Source organism: Dyella japonica A8, assembly GCF_000725385.1.
GTDB classification, from domain to species: Bacteria; Pseudomonadota; Gammaproteobacteria; order Xanthomonadales; family Rhodanobacteraceae; genus Dyella; species Dyella japonica_C.
Genome location: NZ_CP008884.1, coordinates 2,548,257 through 2,563,201, shown reverse-complemented (window position 1 = coordinate 2,563,201; position 14,945 = coordinate 2,548,257). Strand labels below are relative to the sequence as shown.

Sequence of the window (14,945 nt, the reverse complement as noted above, 5' to 3'; positions counted from 1 at the left end):
GTCGTCCGGGCCACGTCGTGCGCAGCGCGCACCATACGGGATCGGACGTTGCAAAATGCAGAAACGAAAACTGCGCCAATGTGGCGCAGCTTCCGGTATCGCTAGTGGACCGACGCATCGTCAGGATGCGTCCGCCGCATCGGAGCGATCACTCCTTGGTGTGGGCCTTGATGTAATCGACAGCCTGCTGCACCGTGGTGATCTTCTCGGCTTCTTCGTCCGGAATCTCGGTCTCGAACTCTTCCTCGAGAGCCATCACCAGTTCAACGGTGTCCAGCGAATCAGCGCCCAGATCGTCCACGAACGAAGCGTTCGCCGTGACTTCCTCTTCCTTCACGCCCAGCTGCTCGATGACGATTTTCTTGACGCGCTCTTCGATGGTGCTCATGTTGCCAATACCTCCCAAGGAGTAGTTACCTGATCAACACCGGCCCGTGGCCGGCATATGACCGGCGGATTGTAGTGGCTAAGCCTCAAGGCCGCCACGATCCGCCAGCGATGGTTGTACGCAGGCCACGGGACCGGCGCGAAAGAAGCAATTGTCGCCTAAAACGATGCCGCTTGCGACAACTCCTTGTTAAGCCGGCCCGTGCCGGCGCACCGGACCGCCCTCCCACGATGCGGGAAGGCCATCCGGCCGTTTCAAACAAAAGAAGGACGTAATAAGGGCTTGGCGCCCTTTCTTCACGCCTTACGGCATGTACATGCCGCCATTGACATGCAGGGTCTCGCCCGTGATGTAGGCCGCCGCCGGGGACGCCAGGAAGCCAACTGCCTTCGCGATATCGGACGCCTGACCCAGGTGGCCCAGCGCGATCTGGCCGAGCAGTGCCTGGCGAGCGTCTTCGGGCAGTGCGCGCGTCATGTCCGTATCGATAAAGCCCGGCGCCACCACGTTCACCGTGATGCCACGCGAGCCGATTTCGCGCGCCAGCGACTTGGAGAACGCGATGATGCCGGCCTTGGCCGCGGCGTAGTTCGCCTGCCCCGGATTGCCGGTGACACCCACCACGGATGCGATCGAAATGATGCGGCCCTTGCGCGCCTTCATCATGCCGCGCATCACCGCCTTGGAGGCACGATACACCGAGGTGAGGTTGGTATCGAGGATGGCCTGCCAGTCTTCGTCGCGCATGCGCATCAGCAGCTGGTCGCGCGTGATGCCGGCGTTGTTGACCAGGATCGACACGGCGCCGAATTCCTTGGTGATGCCATCGATAAGCGTCTCGATGGAGGCGCCCTCGGTCACATTGAGCACACGGCCATGACCGCCGTTCGCAGCGAGACGCTCGCCGATCGCCGCCGCACCGCTCTCGCTGGTCGCCGTACCGATGACGGTGGCGCCCTGCGCTGCGAGTTCATCGGCAATGGCTGCGCCGATGCCACGACTGGCGCCGGTCACGAGGGCGATTTCACCTTGCAGAGGCTTGCTCATCTGTCATTTCCCTTTGATGGGCCAGGCATCGTTCGACCCAACCCGTTTGAATGTATGCGATACCGGAAAACTCACGCCCACTCGGTGCGAGTGGCGTCCAGTTCGGCCGGCGTACCGATGGCGCGCGCCTCGACGCTCTTGTCGATGCGCTTGATCAGGCCAGCGAGCACCTTGCCCGGACCAGCTTCGGCCATGCGCGTCGCACCACCTGCGACCAACGCCTGCACGCACTCCGTCCAGCGCACCGGCAGATAGAGCTGGCGCTGCAGCGCGCCGCGAATGTCCTCCAGCGTGCCGTAGCTGCGCGCTTCGGCATTCTGCACCACCGGAATCGACGGGAGCGCCCACGGGATCGACGCCATGCGCTCACCCAGGCGATCCGCCGCCTCACGCATCAGCGCACAGTGGGACGGCACGGACACGGCCAGTTTGATGGCCTTCTTCACACCCAGCTCGGCCAGTTTGGCCAGCGCGCGGTCCACCGCCTCGGCATTGCCCGCGATCACGAGCTGGCCTGGCGAATTGAAGTTGGCGGGCGACACCACCTGCCCCTGCGCCACTTCTTCACACACGGCCGCAATCTGCGCATCGTCACCACCCAGGATGGCGGCCATGGCACCCACGCCCGGCGGCACGGCGGCCTGCATCAGGCGGCCACGCTCGGCAACCAGCGCGGCGGCATCATGCAGCGACAGCGCACCAGCGCACACCAGCGCGCTGTACTCACCCAGGCTGTGACCGGACAGCTGCGCCGGCTGCGCGCCACCCAGCTTCTGCCACACGCGCCACACGGCCACACTGCCCGCCAGCAAGGCCGGCTGGGTGTTTTCCGTGCGGTTGAGATCTTCTTCCGGCCCCTGCTGGCTGAGCGCCCACAGGTCCACGCCCGCGCCCTGCGACGCCTCGTCGAAGGTGGCCTTCACTTCCGGATGCACAGCGGCCAGCTCGGCCAGCATGCCGACGGATTGCGAACCCTGGCCCGGGAAAACGAAAGCGAGGTTGGCGGCGGTCTGGGTCATGGGTGAAGGGATGTCCGAAAACGAAAAACGGAATGGTGCCAGCATTGACTGCCATACGCAGCTGTATTTGGTTGAAAGTGGGGCTTCGGCAGCCTTTTTTGGGTACTAACGGACCTTCCTACCCGTCATTCCGGCGCAGGCCGGAATCCAGTGACGGTCGCGCCTGGGTTTTCGCGAGCCGCTGATGCCCACTCGCGAAAATCACCCTCTGTCGCTACTGGATTCCGGCCTGCGCCGGAATGACGAGCAAAGAAAAGCCGCCCAGCAGGCGGCTTTTCTTCGGTACGGCAATGAACAGCAATCAGTAACGCAGCAAGGCCGACGCCCAGGTGAAACCACCACCAAAGGCCTCCAGCAGCAGATTCTGGCCACGCTTCACCTGGCCCGAACGCACCGCGTAATCCAGCGCCAGCGGCACGGAACCCGACGAGGTGTTGGCGTGCTCCTGCACGGTCACGATGACCTGCTCCATCGGCATGTTCAGGCGCTTGGCCGTCGCCTCGATGATGCGCAGGTTGGCCTGGTGCGGAATCAGCCAGTCGATCTGCGAGGCTTCCATGCCGGCGGCCTGCAGGGTTTCGTCGACCAGCGAATCCAGCGTCTTCACCGCGACCTTGAACACTTCGCGGCCGGACATGTTGATGCGCACGCCGTGGTTCGGCTCGTCCTTGAAACCAACGGACACGCCAACCGGGTTGAACAGCAAGTGCTTGAAACCGCCATCGGCGTGCAGCAGCGTGGCATAGATGCCCGGCTCCTCCGAGGCTTCCAGCACCACCGCGCCAGCGCCGTCGCCGAACAGCACGCAGGTTTCGCGCTCGTTCCAGTCGATCATGCGGGTCAGCGTTTCCGCGCCGATCACCAGCACCTTCTTGGACTGGCCGCTGCGGATGAACTTGTCGGCAATGCCCAGGGCATAGACAAAGCCCGAGCAAGCCGCGTTGACGTCGAACGCCGCGCAGCCGTTGGCACCCAGGCGGTGCTGCACCAGGCAGGCGGTGGACGGGAAAATGATGTCCGGCGTGGTCGTGCCAAGCACGATCAGGTCGAGCTCGGACGCCTTGACGCCAGCGGCCTCAAGGGCACGCTCCGCGGCTTCGGTGGCGAGGTCGCCGGTGGTCTGGCCTTCAGCGGCAATGTGGCGGCGCTGAATGCCGGTACGGGAGCGAATCCATTCGTCACTGGTCTCGACGATCTTCTCAAGATCGGCGTTGGTCACCACTCGCTCGGGCAGCGCGCTGCCGGTGCCGGTGATGCGGGCGTAGATCTGGGCCATTAACTTTCCATGCGACGGGTTGTGACAAAGGCGCTGCGCTCGCGCTACAGCCCCCTTTCAAACCGCCAACGTTACGTGGGTGATCGCACAAACGCAAAGCGGCGCGAAATCGCGCCGCCGTGCGGAACCGTATCCCTTGCGGGAACGATCAATCCTCTTCGACCACCGAGGTGTTGGTGTCGATGACCTTCTTGCCGCGGTAGTAGCCATCCTTGGTGACGTGGTGGCGCAGGTGCACCTCGCCACTGGTCGGATCGGTGGCCAGCTGCACGGTCTTCAGCGCATCGTGCGAACGACGCATGCCGCGGGTGGACGGGGTCTTGCGGCTCTTGGCAACGGCCATGGCGAGTCTCCAGCTAAATCAACGTTTCTTGAGTTCGCGCAAAACCGCGAACGGGTTATCGGGACGCCCCTCGCTGGAGGATTCCTCCGGCCCGGGACCTACTACTTCTTCAGGCAGTTCGCTGTCCGGGTTGATCGGGATCAGCGGCAATGCCAACAACAATTCGTCTTCGATGACATCCAGCAGGCCCAGCTTGCCGTCGTCGGCGATCAACAGCGGCTCGACATTCGGCGGCAGAGCCGCTTCTTCGCGCTCGGAGCGGATCAACCCGAGGCGGCTATCCACCGTCACGGGCAGTACAAACGGCTCCAGAGAGCGCTGGCAGGTCAGCGTGAGCGGGGCCTGGACGCGGACATCGAGGTACGCCGTACCAAACTCGTCCCGACCAAAATCCAGCTCGTATTGCGCCGTTCCTTCCGTGCTGGCCAGGGCCTCGCCCAGTCGCTTCATGGCGACCACGGGCAATTCCCCCTGGAACGAACGCCGCGCCGAGACCATGCGCCAAGCGTCCACGGACTCTGGCAGTGTCACGGACATAGACGTGAAATCTTAGGATTACAACACGTTGAAGTCAACGGGTTGGTCGGACCCGGACGAAGGTAAAAGCGGATTTTGCCTGAACGGCCGCGGTACGGCAGACTTTGGACATCTTTTCTGCGAGCCCGCCGCCCGTGAACTCCTACCTGATCCTCGGCCTCGCCGCGCTGGCGATCCTTGCCGCGGCCTTGGTCGGCGCCGGCCTGATCACCTACCGCCGCCGCGCCGATCGGCGTACCCGGAGCATGGTGCAGCTGCTGGAGCTGGCCGACAAGCTGGAAGCTGACCTCAAGACCTGCCGCGCCGGCCTGCAACAGGCCCACGCCGTCATGTCGCTGAATCCCGACCTGCCCGCCAGCAGCGAACAGGAGGCTCGCCAGGCCATGGACGCCGGCCTGCGCTCACTGTTGGCACAACGCATCTGGATCCGTGACCAGGCCCCCCGGGCAGTCCAGGAAGAGCTGGATAAGGCCATCTCATCGATGAATGATACCCGCGACCGGCTCCGGCCGCTGCTCGCCGCACTGGACCGCGCCCAGCATGACCTGGACAGCGCCATGCGCGAGCACCTGCGCCGGGAGCACGACGCATGAGTCTGCCCACCCTGGTGCTGGGCTCGACCTCACGCTACCGCGCCGAGCTCCTGCGGCGGATTTATGCCGACTTCGAGCAGCGCGCCCCCGGCACGGACGAAACACCACTTCCTGACGAAACACCACGCGACCGCGCCCTGCGGCTCGCCGTTGCCAAGGCACGCGCGGCAGCCGACGGGCTGGATGATGCGCTGGTCATTGGCTCGGACCAGGTCGCGGCACTGGGCGACACGGTGCTGGACAAGCCCGGCACGCGCGAACGCGCGCATGCCCAGCTGACCGCCAGTTCCGGGCGAGAGGTGCATTTTCATACCGCCCTTTGCCTGCACGACACCCGCACAGGGCAAGATCGCGTACACGTCGACCACACCGTGGTGACCTTTCGCAGCCTGGGCCCGGAGGAAATCGACCGCTACATCGAACGTGAACAGCCACTGGACTGCGCGGGCAGCTTCAAGTGCGAGGGCCTTGGCATCAGCCTGTTCGAGCGGATCGACAACCAAGACCCGTCGGCGCTGATTGGCCTGCCACTCATCGCACTCGCGCGACTGTTGCGCGAAGCAGGCGTGCCCCTGCCCTGAGCGCGCCCAAGAGGCGACCCAGGGCGGAGCAACGGCTTTGCGACTGAACGCCTCGTCACCCCACGGTGACGTCGCCATAGCAAGCATCAGGCTGCCAATGCCGGGCAGCGCGAAAGCGATCACGAAGTTCGCTCGCCACTGCACGAGACCCAGGGCTACACTGCGGCCGTTGCGCATGCGCTCCGCTGCGCACCGCCCGCCCCGCTGCCAGAACGCCATGTCCGCCATCACTCCGCTGCACGACGAATCGCTACGCACGCGCCTGGAGGCCGCCATGGCTCAGGTCAATCGCGTTCTGCTGGGCAAGCCGCGCCAGGTCAAGCTGGCCTTTGCGTGTCTACTGGCGGGCGGCCATCTTCTGCTTGAAGACGTGCCGGGCGTGGGCAAGACAACGCTGGCCCATGCACTGGCGGCCTCCTTCGCGCTGGATTTCCAGCGCGTGCAGTTCACCAGTGATCTGCTGCCTTCGGACATCATCGGGGTGAGCGTCTACGAGCGCGAAACGGGGCAGTTCCGCTTTCACCCTGGCCCGATCTTCACCGGCCTGCTGCTTGCGGACGAAATCAATCGCGCCACGCCGAAAACCCAGAGCGCCCTGCTTGAATCCATGGCGGAAGGCCAGGTCACGGTGGACGGCCAGACGCACACCCTGCCCCAGCCATTCTTCGTCGTCGCCACGCAGAACCCGCTCGACCTTGCCGGCACATTCCCCCTGCCTGATTCGCAACTCGACCGCTTCATGCTGCGTGTCTCGCTGGACTACCCCGATGCGGCCGCCGAGCGCGCGCTGCTGACCGGCAGCAACCGCCGCGACCTGCTTGCCCAGCTCACGCCGCAGCTGGATGCCGCCGCGCTGGCGGAACTGTCGCGCCAGGTGCAGTCGGTCACGGCCAGCTCCGCGCTGCTCGACTATCTACAGGCACTGTTGGCGGCAAGCCGCCGCCACGCCGACGTGCGCGTCGGCCTGTCACCGCGTGCCGGCCTTGCCCTGCTCAGCGCCGCCCGTGCGTGGGCACTACTGAGCGGGCGTTCGCATGTATTGCCGGAGGACATCCAGGCGCTGTTCGTGCCCTTGGCCGCGCATCGCCTGGTGACGACGCGCGGCGCGAGCGGCGACAGCCTCGCGCGCAGCCTGCTCGCCGACGTCGCGGTGGGTTGATGCAAGAAGCGATTCGTCGCTTCCGGCTCTGGGCGGAACGCCGCCTGCCCGCGCTCACGCGCTACCGGCGCCGGGAAGATCTTCCCATCCTGCTGCACCGGCGGCGCATCTACATCGTGCCTACCGGTTTCGGCGCAGCCTTCACCCTGCTCTTGCTGGTCATGCTGGTGGGTGCGCTCAACTACTCCAACAATGCAGCGCTGATGCTCACCTGCCTGCTCGGCGCCACCACCTCGGCGAGCATGCTGGTCGCGTTCCGCAGCCTCAACGGCCTGCGCCTGACCGGCGTGCGGCACGGGCATGCCATTGCCGGCGAACCGATGGCGGTGCAATTCGTTTTTGCGGGCGGCGACCACGCACATGCATCCATCCACATGGAAATGGATGGCCAGACCGAAGCCTTCGCCGTGGCGGCCCTTGGCGAAACCGTGGTGGCGATGAGCCTGCCTACCGCCCAACGCGGCTGGCAACCCTTGCCGCGCATCAAGCTGTGGAGCAACTGGCCGCTGGGGCTGTTCCATGCCTGGAGCTGGATCCATCCGGACCAGGCCGTACTGGTCTGGCCGCGCCCGGAAACCGGTGGACCACCACCCGTGTTGCCTTCCGATGACGGCAAGAAACAACGGCTTCACCAGGGCGAGGACATCGCCGCGCTGCGCGCCTACCGCATGGGCGACCCGCAGCGCCACATTGCCTGGAAACACAGCGCGCGCCATGAGCAGCTGCTGGTGAAGGACTTCGAACAACCCGAAGCGCAGGAAGAATGGCGACTGGACTGGCGGCAATTGTCGCAACTGGTTCCCGAGGCGCGCATCGCCCGCCTGGCGCGCTGGCTTGGCGAGGCCGAAGCCGTGGGGCGCCCCACCAGTTTGTGGCTGCCCCATGAAGACATCGGCCTGGGCCATGGCCGCAGTCATTACGCGCATTGCATGAGCGCGCTGGCGCGCCTGCCGTGATGCGCTGGCGCCTGTTCAGGCAGAAACCACAACCGCCGCTGGAACAGCGTCCGTTCGACCTTTTGTGCCTCACCATCGCGGTGGTGCTGGGTGTGCATGCGCCTCACCTGCCGTGGTGGCTCACGGTGGCCTCGGCCGGCACCTTGTGGCTGCGCTGGTGGCAACGCCGGCAACGCACGGGTCGTGCGCCCGCCTACCTCAAGCTGCCACTGGTGGCGCTACTGGCTGCCGCCGTGGTGTTTCATTACGACACCCTGTTCGGTCGCGAACCGGGTGCTGCCATGGTTTCGGGCCTGCTGGTACTGAAGCTGCTGGAAACAGAAGCGCCGCGCGACGCCCGCGTGGGTGTGGGATTCGCCTGTTTTGCGTTGATGTCCGCCCTGTTGTTCGATCAGGGCTTGCTGGCCACGCTGTTTGTGGCACTCGGCCTTCTTCCTGCCATCGCCACGCTGCGGGCGTTGCAGCCCGCACGCCCGCAGACCACGCTGCCGCGCGAGCTGTTGCCCGCGCTGGGCCTGCTGGGCGTCTCCCTGCCGCTGGCGCTGGTCGCCTTCGTGTTCGTGCCACGCCTGAGTTCACCCTTGTGGGGTGCGCCCAACCCCACGCAATCGAAATCGGGCCTGAGTTCGGACATGTCACCCGGCGACTTCTCGCAAGTGCTGCTGGATGATCGCCCTGCCATGCGCGTGAGCTTCGATGACGCACCGCCGCCCAACGCACAACGCTACTTCCGCGCCTTCGTGCTGTGGAACTACGACGGCCGCACCTGGCGCGAAAAGACGCCTGAGAGCAGCCCGGCACCGGCGGAGCATGGCCCGGTCGCCCACTACACGATCAGCCTCGAGGCGACGGGCCAGCGCGTATTGCCTGCACTCGACGTTCCCATCGAGGCGCCTGCCAACGCCCAGCTCGGCCGCGACCGGGAGTTGCGGGCGGACCGGCCCGTCAACGATCCACTCGTCTACCGGCTCGGCTCGGCGCTGAGCTACCACCTGCAGACGCAACTGGGTGATCTCGATCGCCGTCGCGCTCTGCGCTTGCCGCCCGGGTTCGACCCGCGCACCCGTGCACTCGGCGAGCACTGGCGCATGCAGTACGGCGCCAACGACGCGGCGATCATCCAGGCAGCGATGAACCTGTTCCACAACGGCGGCTTCAGTTACACGCTGGGCCCGGCGCCACTGGGCAGCAATGCCATCGACGACTTCCTGTTCGGCACGCACGAGGGTTTCTGCGAACACTACGCATCGTCGTTCACCGTGCTGATGCGCGCCGCCGGCATTCCGGCGCGCGTGGTCACCGGCTACCAGGGCGGGTACTGGAACACCCTCGGGAACTACTTGCTGGTACGCCAGTCCGATGCCCATGCATGGAGCGAAGTCTGGCTACCAGGGCGCGGTTGGGTTCGCTTCGATCCCACGGCGGCGGTCCGGCCGGAACGGGTGAACCAGGGCTCCGCGGCAGCCAATGCCACGACCGCTGACTGGGCACCGAATCGATGGATGCTGGAATGGCGCAATCACTGGGACGTCGTCAACCAGTGGTGGAACCAAGGCGTTATCGGTTTTGACACGCTTCGTCAGCATGGGCTGCTGACGCCGTTCGGCGTGCACGACACCAGCGTGGGCACGCTGGCGGTGCTGCTTGGCGTGGGCGGGTCGTTGTTTGCGATCCTGGGTCTGTCATGGGCGCTATGGAAACGCCCGGAAACCGACCAGGCGCGCGCAGCGATGCAGTTGCTGGAAAAACGACTGGCTGCGGCGGGCGTGGCCCGCCGACCCAGCGAAGGACCGCAGCATTACTTCAGCCGCGCCGCGCGGACGCTCCCCGGTCAGCGCGACGAGCTGGAACACTTGATGAGGACGTATCTAGAACTGCGCTATGCGCACGAGGAACCGCCAGCGGACCTGCTAAAGAACTTTCGACAGGCCGCGCGGGACTTTCGGCCGCGTCGCGTGTTCAAATGATATTGAACCGTGGATGCGCGGCATCCACCACACGATGGAGAAAAGCGTCATGTCCATGTACAAGCCGTTGATTCTCGCAACCGCAGTGGCCACGCTGGCGGCCTGCGCAACGGTGCCGCAACCGCTGCAGGGCACGTACACCCAGGTCACGTCCGTTTCCGCCCAACAGGAAGGCAACGGGGCAAGCGGTGCACAGGTTCGCTGGGGCGGCCAGATCATCAAGACCGAACCGGGCCCGCAGGAAACCTGCTTCTACGTGCTCCAGCGTCCGCTGGATGACCAGGCACGCCCGAAGGAAGGTAGCAGCGACAGCGAAACGCAGGGCCGCTTCGTGGCCTGCCGCGCGGGCTTCTACGATCCGGAAGTGTTCACGCGCGGCCGTGACATCACTGTCACGGGCGTGATCCAGGGCTCGATGTCGGAGAAGATCGGCGACTACAACTACGCCTACCCGCGCGTCGAAGCCAATGTGGTGTACCTGTGGCCCAAGCGCGTGGCCGTGAACTACGGCCCGGGCTGGTACGACCCTTACTGGGGCCCCTACTGGGGTCCGGGCTGGGGCCCTTGGGGCGGTCCGTGGGGTGGCTGGGGTTGGGGTGGTTACTACCCCTCGCGCGTGATCGTGGTGCCGCGCCCGGTTCCCCCGCCGCCGCACCATTGATCCCCATGCAACAGAAAAACGCCGGCGAAAGCCGGCGTTTTTTCATGCCGCATGCCGCGCGGGCTCAGCCCGGCGGCCAATGCATCTGGCGACCGGCCAGCAAATGCAGGTGCAGGTGGAACACGGTCTGGCCACCGTATTCGTTGCAGTTGATCACCGTGCGATAGCCCTGGTCGGCGTGGCCCTCGCGCCGCGCATAAGCGGCCGCAGCCAGCAGCAGCTTGCCCAGCAACTCGGCATCGGCGGCCACGGCACCGTCCAGCGTCGCAATGGACTGCTTTGGCACGAACAGCACGTGTACCGGCGCCTGGGGATTGAGGTCGCGGAAGGCCAGCACGTCATCGTCTTCGTAGACGATGTCGGCGGGAATTTCGCGGCGGATGATCTTGTCGAAAATCGTATCGGCCATGTGCGACTCCTTAGGTCAACCGCAGCAGCATACCGTGCGCGCCAGGCGCCACCAGCTTGAAACCGAATTTCGCGTAGAGCTCGTGTGCCGTGCCGTCCGCGATGAGCCCGACCATGGCGCGCAACGGTGCGCGTGCATGCACGTCGTCCATCAAGGCCTGCATGATGCGCCGGCCCAGCCCCTTGCCTTGCCACGCGGGCGTCACCGCGATGTCGACCACGAACAGGAACAGGCCGCCATCGCCCACGATGCGCCCCATGCCGATCAACTCACCGTCATGGCGCACGCATACCGAGCTCCAACTGGCGGGAAGCCCCCGTGCCGCGCCCTCTTCCGTCATCAGGCTCAGGCCCGCCGCGGTGCGCAGCGCGCGGTATTCGTCGTTGCCGGGAATGTCTCGGGTGAGCGTGGGTTCCATCGCATCAATCCGCGGATTGGCGGCTGCCGAACGCATGCGCCAGCGTGCCGCGATCGACGTATTCGAGCTCGCCGCCCAGCGGCACGCCATGCGCAAGCCGCGTCGGACGTACGTTGGCAGCACGGGCCAGCTGGGCCAGGTAGTGCGCGGTCGCCTCACCTTCCACGGTCGGGTTGGTGGCGATGATCATTTCCTCGATCTCGCCTTCGCCCAGCCGCTCGGCCAGCCGGTCCAGGCCCAGCTCTTCGGGGCCCAGGCCATCCAGCGGCGACAGGCGCCCCAGCAGCACGAAGTACTGCCCGCGATACCCGGTGGCCTGCTCGATGGCGGCCAGCTCCGTCGGCGATTCCACCACGCACAGTACGTGGCGATCACGGCTGCTGCTGGCGCACAACGTGCACACCGGCGTTTCGCTGAAATTGCGGCAACGCGAGCAGTTGCCGATCTCGCGCATGGCCTGCGCCATCACCTGCGCCAGCCGTTGTCCGCGCTCGCGGTCGCGCTCCAGCAGATGGAACGCCATGCGCTGCGCGCTCTTGCCGCCCACGCCGGGAAGGCAGCGGAGTGCTTCGATGAGATCGGTGAGGAGCTTGCTCATGAAACCGGTATCACTGTGGGAGCGCACCCTGTGCGCGACAACCTGCGAAGCAGCGATGCAAGGGCCGCTATGTGGCGAAAACCGCTGACAGAGAAAACAACATGCCTCCGCGGTCGCGCACAGGGTGCGCTCCCACAGGACAGCGTCAGAACGGCATCTTGAAGCCAGGAGGCAGGTTCAGGCCGGAGGTCACGCCACCGAGCTTGTTCTTGCTGACATCCGCCACCTTGTTCACCGCGTCGTTGACGGCCGCCGCAACCAGGTCCTCGGCCATCTCCGGATCATCGGCGAACAGCTTGCGGTCGATCTGCACGCGACGCACTTCGTGCGCACCCGTCATCACCACGGTGACCAGGCCGCCGCCCGCGCTGCCGGTGACTTCGAGCTTGGCGATCTCTTCCTGCGCACGCTTCATTTCTTCCTGCATGCGCTGGGCCTGCTGCATCAGCTGACCGATCTGTCCTCTCATGGGTAACTCCGCTATCTGTCTCAGTTTTCAAACGGTTTGACCGACTGGGGCACCACACGCGCACCGAAGTCGCGCTTGAGTGCCTGCACCAGCGGGTCTTCCTCGATGGCTTGCTCGGCAGCCGATTGGGCCACTTCGCGTGCGTTGGCGGCACGTGCCGCCGGGGTCTCGCTTGCCGCGCCGTGCTCCTCGACGAAGCGCAGCTTCACGCGCTCGCCCAGCGCCTGGCTGACGCGATCTTCCATCTGGCCGGTCATGGGCTCGACCGCCAGGTGCATGTGCATGGGCTGCAGGGCCAGCACCAGCGTCTGGCCCTCACGCCCGCGCAAGGCGGCGTTCTGTGCCAGTTGCCCCAGCGGGCCGCGCAGGTTCGCCTGCTCGATCAGGGTGTCCCAGTGCGGCAAGCCATTCGCATCGACCGGCACCGGTGCGCGTGCAGGCGCTGCCGCGACAGGCGGCGCGGCCGGCGCAGGTGCCGAAACGCCAGCATGCGCAGCATGGCCATCTCGAAACCGGTGCGGGCATCGGGGGCAAGCGATAGATCGCGGCGTCCCGTGGTGGCGATCTGGTAGTACAGCTGCACGTCTTCCGGCGCCAACTGCTGGGCCAGGTCAACCAAGGCACTGTCGTCACTGCCATGCTCTTCCGGGCGATAACCCGGCACCAGCTGGATCAGCTGGATGCGATGGAGGACGCTGGCCAGGTCGTCCAGCACACCGCCGAAATCCGGCGAGAACGAGGCGATGCGCGTGCATTCGGCCATCAGCGATTCGCCACTGCCTTCGACCAGGGCCTGCAGCAGGCCCAGCACCTGGCCGCGCGCGACGCTGCCGAGCATCGCGCGCACTTCGTCCACCTTCAGCGTACCGCCACCGTAGGCGATGGCCTGGTCGAGCAACGACAGACCGTCGCGCAACGAACCATCCGCGCCACGCGCCAACTCGGCGATGGCGGCGTCTTCGTAGGGAATATTTTCCGCGCCCAGGATGTGGCGCATCTGCCCCGAGATCTGCTCTGGCAACAAGCGCTTCAGATTGAACTTCAGGCAGCGCGACAGCACGGTGACCGGCAGCTTCTGCGGGTCAGTGGTGGCGAGCAGGAATTTCACATGCGGCGGCGGCTCTTCCAGCGTCTTGAGCAACGCGTTGAAGGCCGGCTTGGAGAGCATGTGCACCTCGTCGACCAGGTACACCTTGAAGCGACCGCGGGCGGGGGCGTACTGCGCGTTCTCGATGACCTCGCGCACGTCGTCCACGCCGGTGTTGCTGGCCGCGTCGATTTCCAGCAGGTCGACGAAGCGACCCGCATCGACGGCCGTGCAGACGGCGCACTCGCCACAGGGATCGGCCGATTCGCCACGCTCGCAGTTCAGCGACTTGGCGAAGATGCGCGCGATAGTGGTCTTGCCCACGCCGCGCGTACCGGTGAACAGGTAGGCGTGGTGCATGCGGCCGGTGTCGAGCGCATTGGTGAGCGCGCGCACGACGTGCTCCTGCCCGACGAGTTCAGCGAACTTGCGAGGGCGCCATTTGCGCGCGAGTACCTGATAAGACATGCCTGGATACCTTGGGGCGAACACCGATTGTGCCAAGTCGACCGTGGCAAGTCAGTAACGCCTGCGACACGGGCAGATCCGGGGGCCGAAAAGGCGGCGGCCCTGCCAGCCACACCCCGGCACCCGAATCATTCGCTACCGTTGCTCCCTTCCGGGCCTGGCGGGGTTTACGAACTATCGTCGCGGGGGGACCGACAGGGCCACCATAGAGACGTGCTTTGTGCGTCGACTCTGGGCCGTCGCTCGGTTTCACTCACTGGCGGAGAGGGCGGGATTCGAACCCGCGATACGGGGATAAGCCGTATACACACTTTCCAGGCGTGCTCCTTCAACCACTCGGACACCTCTCCGCAATGGTGAAACCGCTCGCCAGGGACTCACGTCCCGGCAAAGAGGCGAAAGGATAGCCGGCCCGGCCCGTTCACACAAGATAGCGCCAGGCGGTCTCGCTCACCCCTGCGGCACGTCCCGCAGGAACACCGGCAGGTCGGTGGCCGGCGGCTTGGCCGGCACCTGGTAGAACATGTCCGCCACGAAACCCCGGTGGTAAGTGGCATGGTTGACCACGTGGAGGATGATCTCCTCGCGGGTCATCCGCCCTTCCCCACCACCGATGAACTGGAACGCGACGATTTCCGAGGCCTGCTCCGGCGTGAGTGACGAGCCGTACTCCAAGTACCACGCATTCATGGCCTGCTGCCGCGCCCACAGCTCATCCAGCGGGAGCGGCTCGGGCGTGTTGCGACTGGTGTAACCGTGGGGGCGTCCTTGCAGATGCGCCCGGAAAATATCGTCGACGACCCAGCTATGGCTGAGCGTGCGCAGCATATTGCCGAAGATGGTCGCGCGTGGCGCCGTCGCAGCGCCTTGCGGCAGGGCGGCGACAGCGTCGTAGGTCAACTGGTCGGCCCAGGCGCGGTAGTGCAGCAGTTTGCGAAGGTGATGCGAACCCATGGTGATCGGGACTCC

At 65.6% G+C, this 14,945-nt stretch carries 17 protein-coding genes, 1 tRNA gene, 1 other RNA gene and 1 pseudogene; 6 read left to right on the top strand and 14 right to left on the bottom strand.

Translation table 11 applies throughout. From position 1 onward, the window contains the following. Positions 1–148: 148 nt before the first annotated feature. The 6 genes from acpP to HY57_RS10675 all read right to left on the bottom strand — a co-directional run bounded on the left by acpP (position 149) and on the right by HY57_RS10675 (position 4,610). Positions 149–388: an acyl carrier protein gene (acpP, locus tag HY57_RS10700; RefSeq protein ID WP_019466215.1), complete on the bottom strand. Its 240-nt coding sequence runs from the start codon at positions 386–388 to the stop codon at positions 149–151. 303 nt (positions 389–691) lie between these two features. Then, positions 692–1,435 (bottom strand): 3-oxoacyl-ACP reductase FabG, encoded by a 744-nt coding sequence (gene fabG, locus HY57_RS10695; RefSeq protein WP_019466216.1) that lies wholly within the window; start codon positions 1,433–1,435, stop codon positions 692–694. 71 nt (positions 1,436–1,506) lie between these two features. Then, the gene (fabD, locus tag HY57_RS10690; protein WP_019466217.1) at positions 1,507–2,454 is read right to left on the bottom strand and encodes an ACP S-malonyltransferase; all 948 of its coding nucleotides are present in this window, start codon (positions 2,452–2,454) and stop codon (positions 1,507–1,509) included. Positions 2,455–2,755: 301 nt separating this feature from the next. Continuing rightward, on the bottom strand, positions 2,756–3,730 hold the full coding sequence (locus tag HY57_RS10685; protein WP_019466218.1) for a beta-ketoacyl-ACP synthase III: 975 nt from the start codon (positions 3,728–3,730) through the stop codon (positions 2,756–2,758). Between the two features lie 148 nt (positions 3,731–3,878). Continuing rightward, positions 3,879–4,073, bottom strand: coding sequence for a 50S ribosomal protein L32 (gene rpmF, locus HY57_RS10680; RefSeq protein WP_019466219.1), 195 nt, complete (start codon positions 4,071–4,073; stop codon positions 3,879–3,881). An 18-nt stretch (positions 4,074–4,091) separates the two neighbouring features. Then, positions 4,092–4,610 (bottom strand): YceD family protein, encoded by a 519-nt coding sequence (locus tag HY57_RS10675; protein WP_081500696.1) that lies wholly within the window; start codon positions 4,608–4,610, stop codon positions 4,092–4,094. A gap of 134 nt (positions 4,611–4,744) precedes the next feature. On the opposite strand from HY57_RS10675, the gene HY57_RS10670 reads away from it, so the two are divergent. The 6 genes from HY57_RS10670 (at position 4,745) to HY57_RS10645 (ending at position 10,527) form a co-directional block, all read left to right on the top strand. Next, a complete protein-coding gene (locus HY57_RS10670) occupies positions 4,745–5,203 on the top strand; it encodes a hypothetical protein (RefSeq protein ID WP_019466221.1) in 459 nt (152 codons plus the stop codon). Beyond that, the gene (locus HY57_RS10665) at positions 5,200–5,784 is read left to right on the top strand and encodes a Maf family protein (protein ID WP_019466222.1); all 585 of its coding nucleotides are present in this window, start codon (positions 5,200–5,202) and stop codon (positions 5,782–5,784) included. The genes HY57_RS10670 and HY57_RS10665 overlap by 4 nt, the downstream gene beginning before the upstream one ends. A gap of 217 nt (positions 5,785–6,001) precedes the next feature. Then, positions 6,002–6,943 carry an AAA family ATPase gene (locus tag HY57_RS10660; protein WP_026034094.1) on the top strand — a complete coding sequence of 314 codons (942 nt, stop codon included), beginning with the start codon at positions 6,002–6,004 and terminating at the stop codon, positions 6,941–6,943. Continuing rightward, the gene (locus tag HY57_RS10655; protein WP_019466224.1) at positions 6,943–7,899 is read left to right on the top strand and encodes a DUF58 domain-containing protein; all 957 of its coding nucleotides are present in this window, start codon (positions 6,943–6,945) and stop codon (positions 7,897–7,899) included. Before HY57_RS10660 ends, HY57_RS10655 begins: the two co-directional genes overlap by 1 nt. Then, positions 7,899–9,866: a transglutaminase TgpA family protein gene (locus tag HY57_RS10650; RefSeq protein ID WP_019466225.1), complete on the top strand. Its 1,968-nt coding sequence runs from the start codon at positions 7,899–7,901 to the stop codon at positions 9,864–9,866. The genes HY57_RS10655 and HY57_RS10650 overlap by 1 nt, the downstream gene beginning before the upstream one ends. Before the next feature lie 49 nt (positions 9,867–9,915). Further along, positions 9,916–10,527: a Slp family lipoprotein gene (locus HY57_RS10645; protein ID WP_026034096.1), complete on the top strand. Its 612-nt coding sequence runs from the start codon at positions 9,916–9,918 to the stop codon at positions 10,525–10,527. Between the two features lie 64 nt (positions 10,528–10,591). Here the strand turns inward: HY57_RS10645 and HY57_RS10640 are convergent, their stop codons facing one another. The 8 genes and pseudogenes from HY57_RS10640 to HY57_RS10610 form a co-directional block, all read right to left on the bottom strand. Further along, positions 10,592–10,936, bottom strand: a complete 345-nt coding sequence (locus HY57_RS10640) for a histidine triad nucleotide-binding protein (RefSeq protein WP_019466227.1) — start codon at positions 10,934–10,936, stop codon at positions 10,592–10,594. 10 nt (positions 10,937–10,946) lie between these two features. Beyond that, positions 10,947–11,354, bottom strand: a complete 408-nt coding sequence (locus HY57_RS10635; protein WP_019466228.1) for a GNAT family N-acetyltransferase — start codon at positions 11,352–11,354, stop codon at positions 10,947–10,949. 4 nt (positions 11,355–11,358) lie between these two features. Continuing rightward, complete coding sequence (gene recR, locus HY57_RS10630) at positions 11,359–11,952, bottom strand: recombination mediator RecR (RefSeq protein WP_019466229.1); 594 nt, start codon at positions 11,950–11,952, stop codon at positions 11,359–11,361. A gap of 145 nt (positions 11,953–12,097) precedes the next feature. Beyond that, on the bottom strand, positions 12,098–12,421 hold the full coding sequence (locus tag HY57_RS10625; protein ID WP_026033630.1) for a YbaB/EbfC family nucleoid-associated protein: 324 nt from the start codon (positions 12,419–12,421) through the stop codon (positions 12,098–12,100). A gap of 20 nt (positions 12,422–12,441) precedes the next feature. Continuing rightward, positions 12,442–13,976, bottom strand: a pseudogene (dnaX, locus tag HY57_RS10620) (DNA polymerase III subunit gamma/tau). 100 nt (positions 13,977–14,076) lie between these two features. Next, an RNA gene (gene ffs, locus HY57_RS21215) (signal recognition particle sRNA small type) lies at positions 14,077–14,173 on the bottom strand. 60 nt (positions 14,174–14,233) lie between these two features. Continuing rightward, a tRNA-Ser gene (locus tag HY57_RS10615) sits at positions 14,234–14,326 on the bottom strand. A gap of 100 nt (positions 14,327–14,426) precedes the next feature. Further along, on the bottom strand, positions 14,427–14,930 hold the full coding sequence (locus tag HY57_RS10610) for a DinB family protein (RefSeq protein ID WP_019466038.1): 504 nt from the start codon (positions 14,928–14,930) through the stop codon (positions 14,427–14,429). Positions 14,931–14,945: the final 15 nt, after the last annotated feature.

Coding starts and splice junctions, on each gene's coding strand:
- acpP (WP_019466215.1), bottom strand. CDS start 388: ATGAGCACCATCGAAGAGCGCGTCAAGAAAATCGTCATCGAGCAGCTG.
- fabG (WP_019466216.1), bottom strand. CDS start 1,435: ATGAGCAAGCCTCTGCAAGGTGAAATCGCCCTCGTGACCGGCGCCAGT.
- fabD (WP_019466217.1), bottom strand. CDS start 2,454: ATGACCCAGACCGCCGCCAACCTCGCTTTCGTTTTCCCGGGCCAGGGT.
- HY57_RS10685 (WP_019466218.1), bottom strand. CDS start 3,730: ATGGCCCAGATCTACGCCCGCATCACCGGCACCGGCAGCGCGCTGCCC.
- rpmF (WP_019466219.1), bottom strand. CDS start 4,073: ATGGCCGTTGCCAAGAGCCGCAAGACCCCGTCCACCCGCGGCATGCGT.
- HY57_RS10675 (WP_081500696.1), bottom strand. CDS start 4,610: ATGTCCGTGACACTGCCAGAGTCCGTGGACGCTTGGCGCATGGTCTCG.
- HY57_RS10665 (WP_019466222.1), top strand. CDS start 5,200: ATGAGTCTGCCCACCCTGGTGCTGGGCTCGACCTCACGCTACCGCGCC.
- HY57_RS10660 (WP_026034094.1), top strand. CDS start 6,002: ATGTCCGCCATCACTCCGCTGCACGACGAATCGCTACGCACGCGCCTG.
- HY57_RS10655 (WP_019466224.1), top strand. CDS start 6,943: ATGCAAGAAGCGATTCGTCGCTTCCGGCTCTGGGCGGAACGCCGCCTG.
- HY57_RS10650 (WP_019466225.1), top strand. CDS start 7,899: ATGCGCTGGCGCCTGTTCAGGCAGAAACCACAACCGCCGCTGGAACAG.
- HY57_RS10645 (WP_026034096.1), top strand. CDS start 9,916: ATGTCCATGTACAAGCCGTTGATTCTCGCAACCGCAGTGGCCACGCTG.
- HY57_RS10640 (WP_019466227.1), bottom strand. CDS start 10,936: ATGGCCGATACGATTTTCGACAAGATCATCCGCCGCGAAATTCCCGCC.
- HY57_RS10635 (WP_019466228.1), bottom strand. CDS start 11,354: ATGGAACCCACGCTCACCCGAGACATTCCCGGCAACGACGAATACCGC.
- recR (WP_019466229.1), bottom strand. CDS start 11,952: ATGAGCAAGCTCCTCACCGATCTCATCGAAGCACTCCGCTGCCTTCCC.
- HY57_RS10625 (WP_026033630.1), bottom strand. CDS start 12,421: ATGAGAGGACAGATCGGTCAGCTGATGCAGCAGGCCCAGCGCATGCAG.
- HY57_RS10610 (WP_019466038.1), bottom strand. CDS start 14,930: ATGGGTTCGCATCACCTTCGCAAACTGCTGCACTACCGCGCCTGGGCC.